At 41.0% G+C, this 17,264-nt stretch carries 13 protein-coding genes, 1 tRNA gene and 4 pseudogenes; 5 read left to right on the top strand and 13 right to left on the bottom strand.

Annotated elements, in window-relative coordinates; all coding sequences use genetic code 11:
• Positions 1–265: 265 nt before the first annotated feature.
• A pseudogene (locus tag KA717_10645) lies at positions 266–1,547 on the bottom strand (ISKra4 family transposase).
• Between the two features lie 248 nt (positions 1,548–1,795).
• A pseudogene (locus KA717_10640) lies at positions 1,796–1,987 on the bottom strand (ISKra4 family transposase).
• 100 nt (positions 1,988–2,087) lie between these two features.
• Here KA717_10640 and KA717_10635 point away from each other — a divergent pair.
• Positions 2,088–3,369: pseudogene (locus KA717_10635) on the top strand (ISKra4 family transposase).
• Here the strand turns inward: KA717_10635 and KA717_10630 are convergent.
• Positions 3,342–5,720 carry a WD40 repeat domain-containing protein gene (locus tag KA717_10630; GenBank protein ID UXE63078.1) on the bottom strand — a complete coding sequence of 793 codons (2,379 nt, stop codon included), beginning with the start codon at positions 5,718–5,720 and terminating at the stop codon, positions 3,342–3,344. The pseudogene KA717_10635 and the gene KA717_10630 sit on opposite strands and share 28 nt — an antisense overlap.
• Before the next feature lie 154 nt (positions 5,721–5,874).
• Here KA717_10630 and KA717_10625 point away from each other — a divergent pair, with 154 nt between their 5' ends.
• Entirely contained in the window at positions 5,875–7,302 is a 1,428-nt protein-coding gene (locus tag KA717_10625) for a transposase (GenBank protein ID UXE63077.1), read from the top strand.
• Positions 7,303–7,305: 3 nt separating this feature from the next.
• Here the strand turns inward: KA717_10625 and KA717_10620 are convergent, their stop codons facing one another.
• The 6 genes from KA717_10620 to KA717_10595 form a co-directional block, all read right to left on the bottom strand.
• The gene (locus tag KA717_10620) at positions 7,306–7,503 is read right to left on the bottom strand and encodes a hypothetical protein (GenBank protein ID UXE63076.1); all 198 of its coding nucleotides are present in this window, start codon (positions 7,501–7,503) and stop codon (positions 7,306–7,308) included.
• A 134-nt stretch (positions 7,504–7,637) separates the two neighbouring features.
• Complete coding sequence (locus tag KA717_10615) at positions 7,638–8,069, bottom strand: apolipoprotein A1/A4/E family protein (protein ID UXE63075.1); 432 nt, start codon at positions 8,067–8,069, stop codon at positions 7,638–7,640.
• Positions 8,070–8,228: 159 nt separating this feature from the next.
• Positions 8,229–8,690 carry a DUF29 domain-containing protein gene (locus tag KA717_10610; protein UXE63074.1) on the bottom strand — a complete coding sequence of 154 codons (462 nt, stop codon included), beginning with the start codon at positions 8,688–8,690 and terminating at the stop codon, positions 8,229–8,231.
• A 25-nt stretch (positions 8,691–8,715) separates the two neighbouring features.
• Positions 8,716–9,090, bottom strand: a complete 375-nt coding sequence (locus KA717_10605; GenBank protein ID UXE63073.1) for a hypothetical protein — start codon at positions 9,088–9,090, stop codon at positions 8,716–8,718.
• A gap of 171 nt (positions 9,091–9,261) precedes the next feature.
• A complete protein-coding gene (gene ftsH4, locus KA717_10600; protein UXE63072.1) occupies positions 9,262–11,172 on the bottom strand; it encodes an ATP-dependent zinc metalloprotease FtsH4 in 1,911 nt (636 codons plus the stop codon).
• A 275-nt stretch (positions 11,173–11,447) separates the two neighbouring features.
• Positions 11,448–11,774, bottom strand: a complete 327-nt coding sequence (locus tag KA717_10595; protein ID UXE63071.1) for a hypothetical protein — start codon at positions 11,772–11,774, stop codon at positions 11,448–11,450.
• A 125-nt stretch (positions 11,775–11,899) separates the two neighbouring features.
• Here KA717_10595 and KA717_10590 point away from each other — a divergent pair, with 125 nt between their 5' ends.
• The 3 genes from KA717_10590 (at position 11,900) to KA717_10580 (ending at position 13,491) form a co-directional block, all read left to right on the top strand.
• On the top strand, positions 11,900–12,310 hold the full coding sequence (locus KA717_10590; GenBank protein ID UXE63070.1) for a ferredoxin: 411 nt from the start codon (positions 11,900–11,902) through the stop codon (positions 12,308–12,310).
• Positions 12,311–12,573: 263 nt separating this feature from the next.
• A complete protein-coding gene (locus tag KA717_10585; GenBank protein ID UXE63069.1) occupies positions 12,574–13,221 on the top strand; it encodes a response regulator transcription factor in 648 nt (215 codons plus the stop codon).
• 198 nt (positions 13,222–13,419) lie between these two features.
• Positions 13,420–13,491 (top strand) — tRNA-Thr (locus tag KA717_10580).
• Positions 13,492–14,554: 1,063 nt separating this feature from the next.
• Here the strand turns inward: KA717_10580 and KA717_10575 are convergent.
• The 4 genes and pseudogenes from KA717_10575 to KA717_10560 all read right to left on the bottom strand — a co-directional run bounded on the left by KA717_10575 (position 14,555) and on the right by KA717_10560 (position 17,249).
• Positions 14,555–14,863, bottom strand: coding sequence for a HigA family addiction module antitoxin (locus KA717_10575; protein UXE63068.1), 309 nt, complete (start codon positions 14,861–14,863; stop codon positions 14,555–14,557).
• Positions 14,864–14,868: 5 nt separating this feature from the next.
• Positions 14,869–15,012: pseudogene (locus KA717_10570) on the bottom strand (type II toxin-antitoxin system RelE/ParE family toxin).
• 244 nt (positions 15,013–15,256) lie between these two features.
• Complete coding sequence (locus KA717_10565; GenBank protein UXE63067.1) at positions 15,257–15,700, bottom strand: DUF29 domain-containing protein; 444 nt, start codon at positions 15,698–15,700, stop codon at positions 15,257–15,259.
• 292 nt (positions 15,701–15,992) lie between these two features.
• The gene (locus tag KA717_10560) at positions 15,993–17,249 is read right to left on the bottom strand and encodes a pentapeptide repeat-containing protein (GenBank protein UXE63066.1); all 1,257 of its coding nucleotides are present in this window, start codon (positions 17,247–17,249) and stop codon (positions 15,993–15,995) included.
• Positions 17,250–17,264 lie beyond the last annotated feature (15 nt).

Genomic DNA, 17,264 nt, shown 5'->3' with positions numbered 1-17,264 from the left:
TTGATCCTCTCCAGTTGTCCTTAAAACGAGGTTTGATCCCCCCCAGCCCCCCTTAAAAAGGGGTAGGGCTGATTCATTCTCTGGTTTGATTCCTTTTTTGTCTCTCTTCAATCGCTTATGGGGTAAGCAAAGTAAGGTATTTTTAAAAATTTTCAGATATTTATTCTGAGAAATCGCCTTAAAACCTTGCCAGATAAGGATTTGATTGATTGAGATTTGTTAGAATGAATCGGGTGCGACCTTTAGTTGATAAAAGCTGTTGTAATCAGGGTTCTACAGGGAACCCATATTGATCAAGTTTTGCCCAAAATTGACTCCATCGTTCCTTGGTCAATACCAAAGCTCGTAGGCTCAAAATAATTCCTGCTCCTTTTTCCTTCCATCGCATCCCTGAACAACATAATCGTTGTTTGACCAACGTCTTACAAGCTGCTTCCGTAACACCTGAACCAATCGGATACTTTTTCTCTAAGTATTCAGCATAATCCATTTGATGCTGATGATTCTCGTAATAAGTAATCGCCGCTTGTAGTTTCTCGGTAAGATTCTTAGAATGACTTTTTTCTTCTTTGACTTCTTTCATCAGATTTAGCAGTTCTCCTGCTTTTCCTTTTTCATGCTTGAGTTCTCGACAATTTTCAGTCAACCATTCTTTTTGTTTTGACACGGTATTCGGATGCAACGCTTCTGCCAAGGCACCTAAGTAACCAGAGGCATGATAGAAATCTAATATCTGTTCTTCCGTTTGCTTTTCTAAAAACTTCCAATTTGATTCTGCCCCGTCTGCTATCCCGACCAATGTTGCCTCTGGATAACGGTTTTTCGCTCGCTCAATTTCTCTTTCTAATCTTTCTAGAAAACTCTTTTTTCCATACTCTGGTGCCGCACCTAGATAGATTGTATGTTGACGTTCGCCTTCACTATCGTATAGGGAAACGGTTCCCACCATTGCTTCACGGTAGCCATCCTCACACATCAGCATACAGGTTCCATCTAATCCTATTCCCACTGTTGCAATTTGGCTATCCTCCTTGGGCGGGGCATAACTCCACGCTTCTTCTTTTGCCTGTACCACACTTCCTACTGCTTCACTCAATCTTTGGATATAGGATAGCGCTACTTTTCTACCATGATTTTCTAATAAATCATTTTTCACCTCTTTGCCTGCCATCCCTGACATTTTTGAGGATACCTGTTTTGCCAATAATGGCGTTGATGTTATGATTATCCTTGCTTCTCTTTCTAAGGGGCAATACGTTTTTCCTCAAAGGTGAACGCTGATATACATGACGATTCACTATAACCTCACCATAAGGTGTTTGATATTCTTTCGGTTGCTCTCCCTTACTCTTCCAGATTTCTTCACCGATTTTTAAGGGTGAACCATCTGTATCTAAATATTTCAAGGCTTCTTTGCTGGCGATGCAACCTACTTCGTTTAAGCCTTTTTGAATATTTATTTCTGTATCCAACATTGAACGACTGAGTTCTAATGTTAGTTCTATTTTTATCTTTGAACCCTCTACATTAATTAGTTTTGCTGTCATCATTGTTTCCTCTTTGTCACTTTTCATCCCATGTTAACACTTTTCTTTTCCTTCATCAACTAAAGGTCACACCCGAATGAATCAGCCCTACCTTAAAAAGGGGGGAGAACTTTATTTAGTACCAATGCCATCACACAAATGCCTATCCTCCTCCCTAACATCAGAATTAGGATTGTGCAAATAAGCCCGAACCCAATCGCAACTCTTCGCTACTGGGTGCGACCTTTAGTTGATAAAAGCTGTTGTAATCAGGGTTCTACAGGGAACCCATATTGATCAAGTTTTGCCCAAAATTGACTCCATCGTTCCTTGGTCAATACCAAAGCTCGTAGGCTCAAAATAATTCCTGCTCCTTTTTCCTTCCATCGCATCCCTGAACAACATAATCGTTGTTTGACCAACGTCTTACAAGCTGCTTCCGTAACACCTGAACCAATCGGATACTTTTTCTCTAAGTATTCAGCATGGGTGTGACCTTTAGTTGATGAAGGAAAAGAAAAGTGTTAACATGAGATGAAAAGTGACAAAGAGGAAACAATGATGACAGCAAAACTAATTAATGTAGAGGGTTCAAAGATAAAAATAGAACTAACATTAGAACTCAGTCGTTCAATGTTGGATACAGAAATAAATATTCAAAAAGGCTTAAACGAAGTAGGTTGCATCGCCAGCAAAGAAGCCTTGAAATATTTAGATACAGATGGTTCACCCTTAAAAATCGGTGAAGAAATCTGGAAGAGTAAGGGAGAGCAACCGAAAGAATATCAAACACCTTATGGTGAGGTTATAGTGAATCGTCATGTATATCAGCGTTCACCTTTGAGGAAAAACGTATTGCCCCTTAGAAAGAGAAGCAAGGATAATCATAACATCAACGCCATTATTGGCAAAACAGGTATCCTCAAAAATGTCAGGGATGGCAGGCAAAGAGGTGAAAAATGATTTATTAGAAAATCATGGTAGAAAAGTAGCGCTATCCTATATCCAAAGATTGAGTGAAGCAGTAGGAAGTGTGGTACAGGCAAAAGAAGAAGCGTGGAGTTATGCCCCGCCCAAGGAGGATAGCCAAATTGCAACAGTGGGAATAGGATTAGATGGAACCTGTATGCTGATGTGTGAGGATGGCTACCGTGAAGCAATGGTGGGAACCGTTTCCCTATACGATAGTGAAGGCGAACGTCAACCTACAATCTATCTAGGTGCGGCACCAGAGTATGGAAAAAAGAGTTTTCTAGAAAGATTAGAAAGAGAAATTGAGCGAGCGAAAAACCGTTATCCAGAGGCAACATTGGTCGGGATAGCAGACGGGGCAGAATCAAATTGGAAGTTTTTAGAAAAGCAAACGGAAGAACAGATATTAGATTTCTATCATGCCTCTGGTTACTTAGGTGCCTTGGCAGAAGCGTTGCATCCGAATACCGTGTCAAAACAAAAAGAATGGTTGACTGAAAATTGTCGAGAACTCAAGCATGAAAAAGGAAAAGCAGGAGAACTGCTAAATCTGATGAAAGAAGTCAAAGAAGAAAAAAGTCATTCTAAGAATCTTACCGAGAAACTACAAGCGGCGATTACTTATTACGAGAATCATCAGCATCAAATGGATTATGCTGAATACTTAGAGAAAAAGTATCCGATTGGTTCAGGTGTTACGGAAGCAGCTTGTAAGACGTTGGTCAAACAACGATTATGTTGTTCAGGGATGCGATGGAAGGAAAAAGGAGCAGGAATTATTTTGAGCCTACGAGCTTTGGTATTGACCAAGGAACGATGGAGTCAATTTTGGGCAAAACTTGATCAATATGGGTTCCCTGTAGAACCCTGATTACAACAGCTTTTATCAACTAAAGGTCGCACCCTCGCTACTAAAGAATTAACATTGAAATCCCAGACTGTGATGGTTTTGTCATAACTCCCAGAAACGAGGGCCTTACCATCGCTGCTCAGGGCTACGCTACTGACCGCCTCTTGATGACCGTTGAGGGTGCGAAGTTCTTTGCCTGTGGCTAAATCCCAGACTTTGATGGTATTGTCAAAACTCCCAGAAACTAAGGTCTTACCATCGCTGCTCAGGGCTACGCTACTGACCGTAGATTGATGACCCGTAAGAGTGCGAAGTTCTTTGCCTGTGGCTAAATCCCAGACTTTGATGGTATTGTCAAAACTCCCAGAAACTAAGGTTTTACCATCGCTGGTGAGGGCTACGCTACTGACCGGAAAATGATGACCCGTAAGAGTGCGGGGTTTCCCTCCTGTAGCTAAATCCCAGATTTTGATGGTTTTGTCATAACTCCCAGAAACTAAGGCCTTACCATCGCTACTCAGGGCTATGCTCAAGACCGCATCTTGATGACCCGTGAGGGTACGAAGTTCTTTTCCTGTAGCTAAATCCCAGATTTTGATGGTTTTGTCAAAACTCCCAGAAACTAAGGTCTTACCATCGCTGCTCAGGGCTACGCTACTGACCGGAAAATGATGACCCGTAAGAGTGCGGGGTTTCCCTCCTGTAGCTAAATCCCAGATTTTGATGGTTTTGTCATAACTCCCAGAAACTAAGGTCTTACCATCGCTGCTCAGGGCTACGCTACTGACCGTAGATTGATGACCGATCAAACGGTTCTGTTCAGTTGGGGAACTCAGGGCTTCTTGTAATGCGTTGATGACTTCGGGATTGGTTGTATTTTGAGTTCGCAGAATTTGTCCGGCTTTGATGGCTGAGACAAAAGCATCTAAATCTTTGCTTCCATTTGTCCCCAAAGATAAGGAATAAAGGGATAGAGATTCCGCTTGATTAAATTCTGCTTGTTTTGTTTTTTGCCAAGCCATCAATCCTAAAACACTACTAATCACTAAAGCTGTCACCGAACCCGCCGCAATTCCCTGAGCCGTTTTTTTGTCACGTTTTTGTCTCTCTACTTCAGCTTTTTGCAAACGATCGCGTTCTGCTACACTCGCTTCAATAAATGCGATCGCCACCCTATCCAAATTAGGCAAAGCTTGTTCTTTTTTAAACTCAACAATTCGCGCTAACTTAGAACCACTCCACAGTTCACTACTCGCTTTTTGAGCATCTTGCCAACTTTTAGCATCCGCATATAAACGATTTCGTAGAACAATGATCTCCTCCTTCTCTCGAATTAAATCCTGTAACACCTTCCAAGAACGAATTAACTCCTCATGCGCCACCTCAACCGTTGCTTTTCCGTCTTCTCCCTTACTTACTAAAAGACGATTATCAATCAATTGATAGAGAACCTCCTTCTGCGTTTCATCCCGCTCAAAAATCCCTTTATCAGCCCTTCGACTAACCGCTTCTTTCCCTTCTAAGCTAATTAACTCTAGAAAAATTTCCTCAGCTAACTTTCGCTGTGTTTCATCAAACTGATCATAAATCTTATTCGCTTGTTGCTGAAGTGCGCCCGTTACGCCTCCCAACTCCTGATAAGCCTTAGTATTCAAAACCCTATCCGTAATATCATCCTTACTCCACAATAAATTAAGGGTATATTGCAGGAGCGGTAAAGAACCAGCTTGTTGATGAAAATCAGCAATAATAGTATCAATTAATCCCTGCTCAAATATCACCCCATTTCTCGCCGCAGGTTCAGCAATAGCTAATCTCAGATCACTATCCTCCATATCCGTTAACATCCGACTAGAGGAATCATGAACCTTTCCTAAATCGGGATAGGGACTTAATTTATCCAGAAAATCAGCCCGCATCGTCATAATAACTTTAACGGAAATATCAGAATTTTCAATCAATTGAATCAGACTTTTTATAAAAATATCTCGCTCTGTTTTCGGTGTACGAGTGAATACTTCTTCAAATTGATCAATGAAAATCAACCATTGAGCATCACTTTTTAAAGTTTGCACAACTTGAAGAAGCGTATCTTCCTTAACCGTTCGAGCAAGTTTCGCTTCCGACTGCTTATACTTCGTTAACAAACAACCATAGAAAGACTCAAAGGGATCAACATCTGGAACAAAAGTAAAATTAAAGAGTTGCGAACCCCATTGATCCTTCAACTTCGGAATTAAACCCGCTTGAACCAAAGAAGACTTACCACTGCCCGAAGCCCCTAAAAGCAATAAAACATTCTTTTTTTCTAAATAATTCGTTAACTCAATAATCCAGCGATCGCGTCCAAAAAACTTGTCTTTATCATCCACTTCAAATTTTCTTAAACCCAAATAACTGGACAGTGGGAAGTTCTCGAGGCGTGTAAGTGGAGAAAAGAAAATCGGACATCCGATACAAAAGAGTGCCGTTATGTCCGAAACTGGCTGATATAAGAAAATCGATAGCCAGTGCTATCTATCAATTATGCAACTATGTCAGCGACTAGAGCAAATCCTCAATAATCTCCGTCCAGCCTTTAGCCGAGAAGCAACGTTCCAATGGTTTATCCTGTTAGTCTGGGGAGTAGTGCTCAACAGCCAACCCAGCGCAATAACTAGCTATGTCAATGCCATTGGCTTAACAGAGAGCTACTACAATCAGGCTCTACATTGGTTTGATTCCAAGGCGTTTAGGGTCGAAGGACTAACTTTACAATGGTCAAAGTGGCTAAGTCAGCATGAAAGTCTATACAGAATTAAAGGGAAACGGGTGTATGTGGGTGATGGCATCAAAGTGGGGAAAGAAGGACGCAAGATGCCAGGTGTAAAACGACTACACCAAGAATCGGAAGATGTGTCCAAGCCAGAGTGGATAAGGGGTCATTACTTCAATGCCTTGAGTATTTTGGTGGGAGTAGGGAAAGCCTGCTTTGCCTTGCCCTTAGTGTTGCGGCTAGACGATGGCATCAAGTCCAAAGCAACCGAGAAGGGGGAGGGAAAAGGCAAAAAAAAGGTGAAGACGAGCCTGGTGACAAAAATGGCTGACCTTTGTGTTACTTACGCAGAGGCAGGGAGTTATGTAATTTTGGATGCTTATTTTGCTTGCGAACCAGTGCTCAAAAGTTTTCGCCAGAACGCCTTGCATCTAATCACAAGAGTGCGTTGCTCCACCGTCGCCTATGCCCCCTTTTGTTCCGTGCCGACGCTGACGGGGAGAGGACGACCACGGATTTGGGGGAGTTCGATAAAACTAGAAAAGCTGTTCGCTCTGGCGGCGGACTTTCCGACAGCTAAAGTCTGGCTCTATGGTCAACAAGTCACGGTTTCTTATCAGTGCTTTGAGTTCCACTGGGATAGTCCCCATCAGCTCGTCAAGTTTGTTCTGACCCAATTGCCTAACGGACGACGACTGATTCTGCTTTCTACTGATCTCTGTTTGACTGGACCTGAGATTATTGCCGCTTACGGTCTCCGATTTAAGATTGAAGTCACTTTTCGTCAATTAGTCCATCTTTTGGGCAGCTTTGCCTATCGTTTTTGGCTTAAGAGTCTTCCTACTTTACCTACCTGGCCCAGCAATCTTATCCTCAGTGACTATCCACAAGCTGTTCAGACTCAGATTTTAAACAAGGTAGAAGCCTTTGAGCGTTTTGTTAACCTTAATGCCATTGCTTTAGGGCTACTTCAAATTCTCGCCTTAGAGTTACCCCAGGGGATTTGGGCTAATTTTCCTCGATGGTTTCGGACATTACCATCCCATGGCTACCCTAGTGAACGGATTGCTCAACTAGCCCTTCAACATCAAGCCCAAATGATTTTTCCTCAAAGTCCACCCAGTCTGCTTTTGCCTAAATTCCTTACCGCTAAACTTGCCTCTTCCCCAAGCCCTGATATGCTTACTTTCGTCGCATAGTCATTACCTTATCTGGCATCCATAAACTTCCCACTGTCCAGCCAAATAAGGAGAACCCTTAATTAACGGTTGACTAGTAATTTCCAGTCCAGATTTTTGGGTAATAATATATTGATTAATAACTCCGCCGCTAATATCCCCTTGGATACCTTTGAAATCACCGCCAATTTCTGCAAAATAACTTGAATTATGATTAGTCATTTGTAAGTAACCCCTAAAGAACTATTGATCCCCCTAAATCCCCCTTAAAAAGGAGATAGTCTCCTGTAGAGATTTATTCAAGATGATCGCAAGAATTATTGATCCCCCTAAATCCCCCTTAAAAAGGGGGACTTTTAAGAAGGATTCCCCACTAATCCAAACAGTTTAGCTAACCCTCCCAAAATTGCCACAATTAAAGCCACCAAAATGCCACGATTGATAAACTCTTGGTTCTCTAATCGCTTCCCTAAACTATCAATTTTACCCTCCAAACGCTCTTCTACACCATCAATCTTTCCCTCAAGACGTTTTTCTACACCATCAATTTTCTCCTCAAGACGTTTTTCTACGCCGTCAATTTTTTCATCTAGGCGTTTCTCTAAACCGTCAATTTTGTCCTCAAGACGCTTAACATCACTATCAATTTTTTCATCCAAACGCTTAACATCACCCTTAACCTCAGTCAATTCAAGCTTAATGTCGGTGACATCTCTCTGGATATGGTCTAGCTTTTGATTGATTTGACCTAAAATTTCCTTAAGATCAACTTCGACGGCGATCGGCATAACCTGATGCTCCTATTAATTGAAATGTAATGAAATTTACCTTATTTAAAGTATAACATTTGTCAATGGTTTTAAGGAGATTCTCCACCAATCTAAACAGTTTAGCTATACTCTAACCAGCTATAACTCACGATTTGTATCAAAGCGGTCTGATTCCCCTTAATAAGGAAGCCAACTTTTATCTAACAATTGTTCTAGAGAATAAGGACAAATTGACGGGAAAATCTCAAGACCTAAACCTGTTTTTTGAGTGACAATAAAGACCGAATCTTGATAAATATCTCCGATATTATCCAATAGATGTTGCTTAAGATTAGTCGTCAAATATCGATTTAATTGAACTCTAAAAGTCGCAATTTCTCCTTGCCAATGGCGATAATTGTATTCATGTTCTGCTGTCCAGTATTGAAGCAACAAAAGATGAATAATAATCTGTCTTAAAAAACTTTCGACTTGGTTTTTGTCCCGTTTGCTCAAATCTTCTAATTCCTCAATTAAATTTTCAATATCCAATCGTTCTAGACGATTTTCTTTAAGTAACTTGATTGTTTCAGTTAACCAAAGATGTTCATCCTCTTCATAGAGAGATTTCAAGGGATTTTCAAGGGGAGATATTTTCATGATTTTTCTTCTCATTTGTCTCATTTTAATTAATGGTCTGATTAATTTCTCCTCCAATCACATCTCCGACAATTCCTTTAATATCTCCTTGAGCATTAATACTATACTTGCCTTCCTTTGCCCCTTGAGGGTCTTCTTTTTTCAGAATCTCTGCTGCTGCTTTGAGAATCTCTGCATCTTTGTCAATCCCCACTTCAGTCATTTTAGCTTTTAACAAACCTTCTGCTTGTTTGATATCTTCAGGTTTAGCATCAACCATTGCTTGGGCCAAAGCATCCTTTTCAAACTTTTTCTTAATCAAAGCCTTCAAACCCTCATAAGCATCCTTAACCGCCACACCCGCCGTATCCTTCGTTGCCGCAGTCGCCCCCGCAATTAACGCCGCCAAAATAAGTTCCATTGTTCGAGTCCTTCAGTTTAGAAAATTTTTCTGATATTGTACCATGAAAATCGCCATTGAAACTGCAACTAAAACGGCCTGCGATCGCCCTCTAAAAACCTAACCTTCCAAGTCACATAAAAAAAGTAGCCCAGACATTATCCAGACTACCTTAATACTTTGTAGAAAAAGTTAAGCAACTGTTGCTAATTCTCGTAACACATCAGGAGTTTTAACCTGCTCCAAAAGACCTTGCAACTCATCCCCTTCAATGACTTCCGTTTCTAGAATTTTCTGGGCAATACTTTCCATTAAATCCAGATTATTTTTTAGAATCATTAAAGCTTGATTATGACCCTGTTCCACGATCGCCTTAACTTCCTCATCAATGGCTTGGGCCGTATCATCGCTGACCATACGACGGGGATTCATGCTTTCACCTAAGAAGGCATTTTGTTGACCCTTTTCGTAGGCAAGAGGGCCAAGAATTTTGCTCATGCCGTAGGTTGTCACCATCCGTTCCGCTAAATCTGTCGCCCGTTGCAAATCATTAGAAGCCCCAGTGGTAATACTGCCAAAGACAACTTCCTCCGCCGATCGCCCGCCTAAAAGGGTTGCAATTTGATCCCGCAGTTCCGACTCATCCATCAGAAAACGATCTTCGGTGGGCATTTGTAAGGTATAACCCAACGCCGCCATACCGCGTGGAATAATCGAGATTTTCGCTACCTTACCGCCGCCAGGCATCACCGCACCGACGAGCGCATGACCGACTTCATGGTAAGCAACGATCTTTTTCTCCTTATCGGAAAGAACACGACTTTTCTTCTCTAAACCAGCCACAACCCGTTCGATCGCCTCTTTAAAATCAGCTTGATCCACTGTCTCCCGATGATCACGAGCCGCCAATAAAGCCGCTTCGTTAACTAAATTGGCTAAATCTGCACCAGCAAAACCAGGCGTGCGAGTCGCAATTTCCTTGAGTTCTACCCCTGGGGAAAGTTTGACCTTATTAGCGTAGATTTCCAAAATCTTCTGACGACCCGATAGGTCTGGACGATCTACTAATACCTGGCGATCGAACCGACCTGGACGCAATAAAGCCGAATCAAGGGTTTCAGGACGGTTAGTAGCCGCTAAAACAATCACCGTTGAACCCGTTGCACTAAAGCCGTCCATTTCGGTCAGTAACTGATTAAGGGTTTGTTCCCGTTCATCATTGCCGCCCATAATGCCACTGGCGCGAGACTTACCGATCGCGTCCAACTCATCAATAAAGATAATACAGGGAGCTTGTTTTTTCGCCTGTTCAAACAGATCACGGACACGAGCCGCCCCTGCTCCCACAAACAATTCCACAAATTCCGAACCCGAAATACTGAAGAAGGGAACACCCGCTTCTCCCGCAACCGCTTTGGCCAAAAGGGTTTTACCTGTACCAGGAGGGCCAACCAGTAACACCCCTTTAGGAATCCGCGCCCCGATCGCCTGATAACGTTGGGGATATTTTAAAAACTCAACAATTTCTGAGAGTTCGGTCTTGGCTTCTTCCACTCCAGCCACATCTTGAAAAGTGATTTTTTCCGTTTCTCCTTCCACATAAACTTTGGCTTTACTTTTAGTAAAAGATAACGCGCCTGCTGGGCCACCTCCATTGCCACGATTCAAGAAAAATTGCCAAATTCCCACAAAAATCAGGGGAGGAATAATCCAACTCAAAGCCGTTCCAATCCAACTGTTACGAGGAGGAGGAGCCGCCGCAAATTCAATGCCCTTTTTTTCTAAACGTGTGGGTAATTCCAAATCAAAGATAGGGGTAGTGCTTAATACTTGACCCATTACCTGGGGTTTATTTTGAGCATCTAAATTTGTACCTGCGGTACTATCGGGCTTCAGTTGATAACGAATTTCATTTTGGGCCACATAGACGCTTTGCACTTTACCGTCTTCGACCTGATCAATAAATAGACTATAGGGAACCTGGGGAATACGGGGAGCAAAAAGTTGCGGGACAAATAGATTGACCAATAGAAAAATAGTTGATCCCCAAATCAGAATCGCACTGAGTTGTCGTCGCCAGGCGGGTTGCGGTTTAATAGCCATAACTTTTAAATAGAATTTGAACTAAACGAATCTTGTTTTCATTGTAAAGTTTTGTTGTCTTTTGACCGCATTAGGGAAATGCGTACCTGAGCAGGGTAGAACTTGCCTTGACAATTCGTCCCATTACCGACAGAGTAGGAAGTTGTTCTTCCACCGACTATCTCGATTTGAACTTCGACAAAAAAAGCCCCTTTCTTCATAGTCAGAGTCTGTTTTTCTCTTTAGAGACTCAGAAGAAAGGATCTGTCAAAATGCGTAGGTATTTTGGAACCTCGTTAACTATTGGGTTCCGCTTGTACTTCGGTTGCTCCCTCCACTTGTGCTGCGATCTGTTTAGCCAATTCCAAGACCTCTTCCGCATCAGGGTTATAGCGTATTACTACCACGCTATCTAGTTGAGCAACCCAGAGACCCACTTGATCAGAAATATTGTTATCATCTAATGCTTTAGCTACTCTTTTTGCAAGACCACTTTCATCAAAGTTACCGTCTAATCCCACTTTATGAGGAGGAATTGTCTGTTCATGGGCAACGGAAGCCACGTTAACGGAAGGAACGGCAGCAGCCTTCGCTTCTTCTTCTTGTCCGAAAAGTTTACTCAAAAATCCCATGGTTTTAGTTAAGGATAAAGAACAATCATAATTATAGGGAAAAGAGGGGAGTTAGGAAACTCCGTGTCTTTAGACCTTAGAATATCAAGTCAGCCAATTAATTATTTAAAATGCTCATGTCTCCTAATTTCGCTGCTACCGTCACGGGCCTAGGTTTAGCTAAGATTGAACGACATATTTTCCTCTGTTGCGATCAAACCAAGCCTAAATGTTGCGATAAATTGGCCAGTTTAGAATCTTGGGACTATCTCAAGCGACGTTTAACCGAATTACATTTAGATAAACCGTCAGAAAATCAACCTCATTGCGTATTTCGGACGAAAGCGAACTGTTTACGGGTTTGTCTGGAAGGCCCGATCTTGTTGGTTTATCCCGATGGTGTTTGGTATCGTAACGCCACCCCAGAAGTGATTGAGCGCATTTTACAAGAACATATTATCGGCAATAAAGTGGTTGAAGACTATGCTTTTTTACGCCATCCTTTACCGATAAATAATACATCAGAGAGCGAAGGGTCAGAGATTTAGCAAGGGTTATCTCTCTCCCAACTTCACTAGTGGTCTGTCAAGCTTGAAATGATGGGTAATAAGAACCTATAAGTCTATTTTGGCAAGGCTTTGAGAATCAATCAACCCGTCAAAATAAGATTGACGTGCTACTAGATCGATTTACCGATTCATTTTTCTGATAATAGCGGCCAATCCATTGTCCTCAAAGCGTATAATTGATAATGATGGGATCAAGCCATCAGCCTATTCAATCCGACGGACTCACCCCCTGAGCAAGCATAATGAAAGATAACTTATCCAAAGAGAATAATCGGTTATTACTCGTCGATGATGATCCGAACCTAATTCTTCTGGTCAAAGATTATCTGGAATTCCAGGGTTATGAGGTGACAACCGCAGAAAATGGGCGGGAAGCCTTAGAGATTTTAGCCTCCACTGTTCCCGACATGATTATTTGCGATATTATGATGCCGGAAATGGATGGTTATACGTTAATTGAAAAAATTCGTCAAGATTCTCGGATCAACTGGGTTCCAGTCATGTTTCTCTCTGCGAAGGGTCAAAGCCAAGATCGCGTCAAGGGTTTAGACACTGGGGCTGATGTTTATATGGTCAAGCCCTTTGAACCAGAAGAATTGGTGGCTCAGGTAGAATCATCTCTGCGGCAGGCCCATCGACTGATGCGGGGAGTTAACCGGACAACGGAAGAAAGCCAACGCCTACAGGTACCGAGCAATGTGGAGTTAACCCCAACGGAATTAAGAGTAGTACAATTTGTGTCCCAAGGATTAGCAAACCGTGAGATTGCCGATAAACTGAATGTAAGTCAACGGACGATCGAAAGTCATGTGTCTAATATGCTTAATAAAACCAGTCTTCATAATCGGACGGAATTAGCTCGCTGGGCGATCGAGAGTAATATAGCTTAGGTCTGCTTAAGGTACAGTTTCCCTGTCTGGATTTCTAGCGTAAACAACGGGGACAGCGATCGCCTTTCTAATATCTTTCTGAGAGCTTGCGAAGTGGACAAGGACAGGGTATGATTGAAAATCGGATTATGTTTCCGATGATAAAAAACAGAAAAAGCATCGTCTAGGCTAGAAATTTAAATTTCCTAGAGTGGTAATGCTGGTGTAGCTCAGGGGTAGAGCAGCTGATTTGTAATCAGCCGGTCGCAGGTTCAAATCCCGTCACCAGCTTTTTAAAATCTTTAAAAAGATTTTGTTGAAGGTGCTGCTCCCATTTAACAAGGGGGCGTTGCTGACTTGAGGTATGAATCTCTAAAGATGCAATTTTTAAAACATTGACTCACACTGGTTTCTAGATGTATGCAAAATTCTATTTCATACCCTGATTAAGCAACGCCAACAAGGGTTCGGACGTGGACTCCGAGCATTCCTGCTGCGGTTTTGGGTTTAACATATTTTGCGATAATAAATCCCTCAATTCGACGTTTCTATTCTAGCGCATAGTAGCGCATTCTGTCGGTATTCGTGGATTAAATCTTGCTCTTTTGACGATTAAGGGGCGATTTTCGCGCAGTGACTGTTCTTCATGGCTTTGTTCTCTATACACTTGATTATTGGCAAGATAACGTCATAGTACACCAATTTTTGAGATGTTGACCTTCCTTGCAGCGCGATCGCACCTTTATAAGTCCAAGCGATCACCTTTATCGAGAAGGAATAGTCCCCTGCAAATTAGGAGAGAAATTCTCGATTTTTCGAGAAGCATTAAGAATTATCAATGCCGATTACATTACCTGCTTGATCATAGTCCAGAATGACCCCTAAGCTGATTGACTCACTTTCTTCTATGGGTACGTTATGCCAAATAATTGTTTAAACATCAACTTCAGCATCATATTTAGCTTTCATTTAATCGCTGCCTATATTTTCTAAGTTTACTGGTTACATATAGGTAACAATTTTTTGAGGCTCAACTAAGTCATTAATGTAAATTCTCAGAAGATAAGTTTTATTGTTGATAGCGACAAACGTACCTTGATAAACTTTGAGTCCATCTTCTTATAAAATTTGCTCAGGATTATTGATGATTTCCTGTAATATTTTTAAAGAGATTTGGCGTTGAATAATTTTTTCCTCGGCATGGTGACTTAAAATAAAGTTCACGGGGATTTCGGGGCATTTTTGGATAAGGTATCAGTAAAAATCATAATAAGGTATCAGTAAAAATTATAAACGAAATAATCACACTTACCGCACTTTTAAACATCAAAGCGATCGCATTCTTAACATTTAATCAAGAAGACGGCGATCGCACTAAAACAGCACGACAGGGAATTGTTTTTTGAATTTCTTCGCCAATTTGTTGTTCAGCTAATCGTAACTCATAGGATTTTTGCAAATTTAGCCACAACTCAGGACTAGTTCCAAACCATTGACCTAATCGCAAGGCAGTATCTGCCGTAATTGCTCGTTGGCCGTTAAGAATTTGGGTAATTCGGTTAGTAGGAACATGAAGGTGACGGGCTAAATCGGTCGCGCTGATGCCAATTTCTTGAAGTTCATCAGCTAAAATTTCACCAGGATGAATAGCAGGACGTACCATTTTTTCTAAGTGTGATAATTAACAATTTCGATTTCCCAGGGTTCGGAATCTTCTTCTATCCATTCAAAGCAAATCCGCCATTTATCATTAATACGAATGCTATATTGACCCTGGCGATCGCCTGATAAGGATTCAAAACGGTTACTGGGCAATAAGAGCAGGTCTTCTTTTGGCAGATTCGAGAATTTCCAATCGTTTATAGGCTTGCCTTTCAAAAGACTGAAATTCTTTAACTCTTTCCCCTCTTGCAAAACGTTCAGTTTTTTTGTCTTTATATTTCCGGCGCATAAGCATCCGTGAAGAAGTTATCCGTTACGTCAAGCATAACATAAGTCACGGCGATCGCATTCTTCACATTTAATCAACAGGAAGACGGCGATCGCGTACTTTATATCAAGCATTTGTGTCTGGAAAATAATCGGAGTCTATGATTTGCTCTGGTGTGAAGGGACATTCTAGGGGAAAGTTTGTTAAGGGCAATTTTGTTTCCCTTGCAGCATTTTTTCGGGCTTTCTGATAGCATTCGGATATATTCGCTTTGAGGAAGGATTTTAAGCTAGGACTGTTTTCTAAAACCAATTCGAGTTCATCTCTTTGGGTTGTTATGGTTGAAATCCAACTTTTTGTTTTCTTTTTGGGCTGATATTTATATTTTAATAGATGCATGATTAAGACAATTAATCGGCTTTTAATTTCCCGTTTGTCATTGCTCCCCATTGATTGAATTTCCTCGATTAGGTTTTCTAGATCTAGGTCTTGAATTTCTCCATTTTTGAGTTGGTTAACAGTTTGTTCTATCCAAAGATTAAAGTCAGTTTCATACAGGGTAGTCATCATGGTTTATTCTCCTCATAATTTGACAGGGGATAACGGAAAATTTAGTGATTTTTGTAAACGAATAAGTAAGTGGGCTTAATTAATTGTTAGATAGTAGAACAGGCTTCTAGCCTGTGGACGGGCAGGATGCCCATCCCACGTTTTATATTTAATTGTAACCAGCTACTTAGTGCGATCGCCTCTCTTGCATTTTAACACTTCCCCAAAGACATTGCGTTTTTAAAGTTTAATCAATAAGAAGACGTTGCCGAAGGTACTGCGAAACAGACCGCACTATTTTGTTTATTTCGCATTAATCAATTCCTTTTGTTTCATTTATTTTGGTATTTCCATCATGAAAAGCAAAGTAATAGGCATTAGCTCCCGTTAAATCAGCTTTGCTTAAATCAGTTCCTTTAAAATCAGTATCAACAATAGTTGTATTTTTAAGATTAGCTCCTGTTAAATCAGCATTACTAAAGTTAGTTCTGGTTAAGGTTGCCCCTTCTAGGTTACATTCCCGTAAACTTGCGCCAATAACAGATGCACCCGATAAATTTGCTCCTTGAAAATCAGTTATTAAGTATCCAGATTCAAAGCATCCAGATTTATTCGTACCACCAAACACCACAAACCATTTACTTTGGTTTAAGATTGCGTTCTGAAGATTTGCATTTGCGAAAGATGAAGCGTAGCAAAATACTGATGTTAAGTTTGCTGATTCAATATCCGCATTATTAAAATTAGCATTAGTAAATTCAGTCCCAGTAAAATCGCATTCAGTAAGATTTGAATTACTAAAATTAACCTCACGAAACACAGCTTTTATAAACTTGGAATTTTTTAAATTCGCTCCTGACAAGTTAGCATTTATTAAAATTTGTCCACTCAAATCAACTCCCTCAAGACTAGGAATATAGTTTTCCATCGCCCTAAACTGATTCCACGCTCTAATTCCTGCTTCACCACCTCGTAGCATTTGGAAAGCTCTCTCAGTTGTAATTTTGATTGTTTGGGTTTCACCTTCCCTTCTTTCACGTCCTCCTGTTGTACCTGTACGAGACTTTAACAATTCCAAATTAGCTGTAATTTGATTCTTAATCTCTGCCGATTTAACTACTTCTAACGCGGTTGTTAAATATTCTTTTGCCTGTGTTAAATTTTCTGCGGTTTTCGTTTCCTCCAATGCGATCGCTAACTCCTGAAGAACCTCTGCATAAATATCACAACATTCTGCATCTTCTGGAAGTAAAACATAAAGTCGTTTAGCACATTCTACCGCGTCGCTTAATTGTCCGTTATTAAAAAAATCTCGGATTTTCTTCATTAAATTAGCCCTTTGAAGATTACTTAACTCTGCATCATATTCTCTCTTTTTGTCAGCATCAGATAAAATTTCATAAGCGTGATTTAATTCTTTAAACTTCTCTTCTGCCAACTTTCTCACAGTTTCATTGACATCTCTCGGCAAAGTGTCAGGATGCAATTCCTTCGCTTTGTTGCGATATGCTTCCTTAATCTCTTCTGCTGTTGCCGTCGATTCCACGCCTAAAATTTCATAGTAATTCATTGTTAAATTCCTCCA

It is taken from the genome of Woronichinia naegeliana WA131 (assembly GCA_025370055.1).
Classification (GTDB): domain Bacteria; phylum Cyanobacteriota; class Cyanobacteriia; order Cyanobacteriales; family Microcystaceae; genus Woronichinia; species Woronichinia naegeliana.
The sequence above is the reverse complement of the archived record's forward strand: the minus strand, read 5'-3'. Positions and strand labels throughout refer to the sequence as shown.

Bases quoted from the DNA above. Each gene is read 5' to 3' on its own strand.
- KA717_10625 (UXE63077.1), top strand. From the start codon at position 5,875: ATGCAACTATGTCAGCGACTAGAGCAAATCCTCAATAATCTCCGTCCA.
- KA717_10610 (UXE63074.1), bottom strand. From the start codon at position 8,690: ATGAAAATATCTCCCCTTGAAAATCCCTTGAAATCTCTCTATGAAGAG.
- KA717_10590 (UXE63070.1), top strand. From the start codon at position 11,900: ATGTCTCCTAATTTCGCTGCTACCGTCACGGGCCTAGGTTTAGCTAAG.
- KA717_10620 (UXE63076.1), bottom strand. From the start codon at position 7,503: ATGACTAATCATAATTCAAGTTATTTTGCAGAAATTGGCGGTGATTTC.
- KA717_10615 (UXE63075.1), bottom strand. From the start codon at position 8,069: ATGCCGATCGCCGTCGAAGTTGATCTTAAGGAAATTTTAGGTCAAATC.
- ftsH4 (UXE63072.1), bottom strand. From the start codon at position 11,172: ATGGCTATTAAACCGCAACCCGCCTGGCGACGACAACTCAGTGCGATT.
- KA717_10560 (UXE63066.1), bottom strand. From the start codon at position 17,249: ATGAATTACTATGAAATTTTAGGCGTGGAATCGACGGCAACAGCAGAA.
- KA717_10575 (UXE63068.1), bottom strand. From the start codon at position 14,863: ATGGTACGTCCTGCTATTCATCCTGGTGAAATTTTAGCTGATGAACTT.
- KA717_10565 (UXE63067.1), bottom strand. From the start codon at position 15,700: ATGATGACTACCCTGTATGAAACTGACTTTAATCTTTGGATAGAACAA.
- KA717_10605 (UXE63073.1), bottom strand. From the start codon at position 9,090: ATGGAACTTATTTTGGCGGCGTTAATTGCGGGGGCGACTGCGGCAACG.
- KA717_10585 (UXE63069.1), top strand. From the start codon at position 12,574: ATGAAAGATAACTTATCCAAAGAGAATAATCGGTTATTACTCGTCGAT.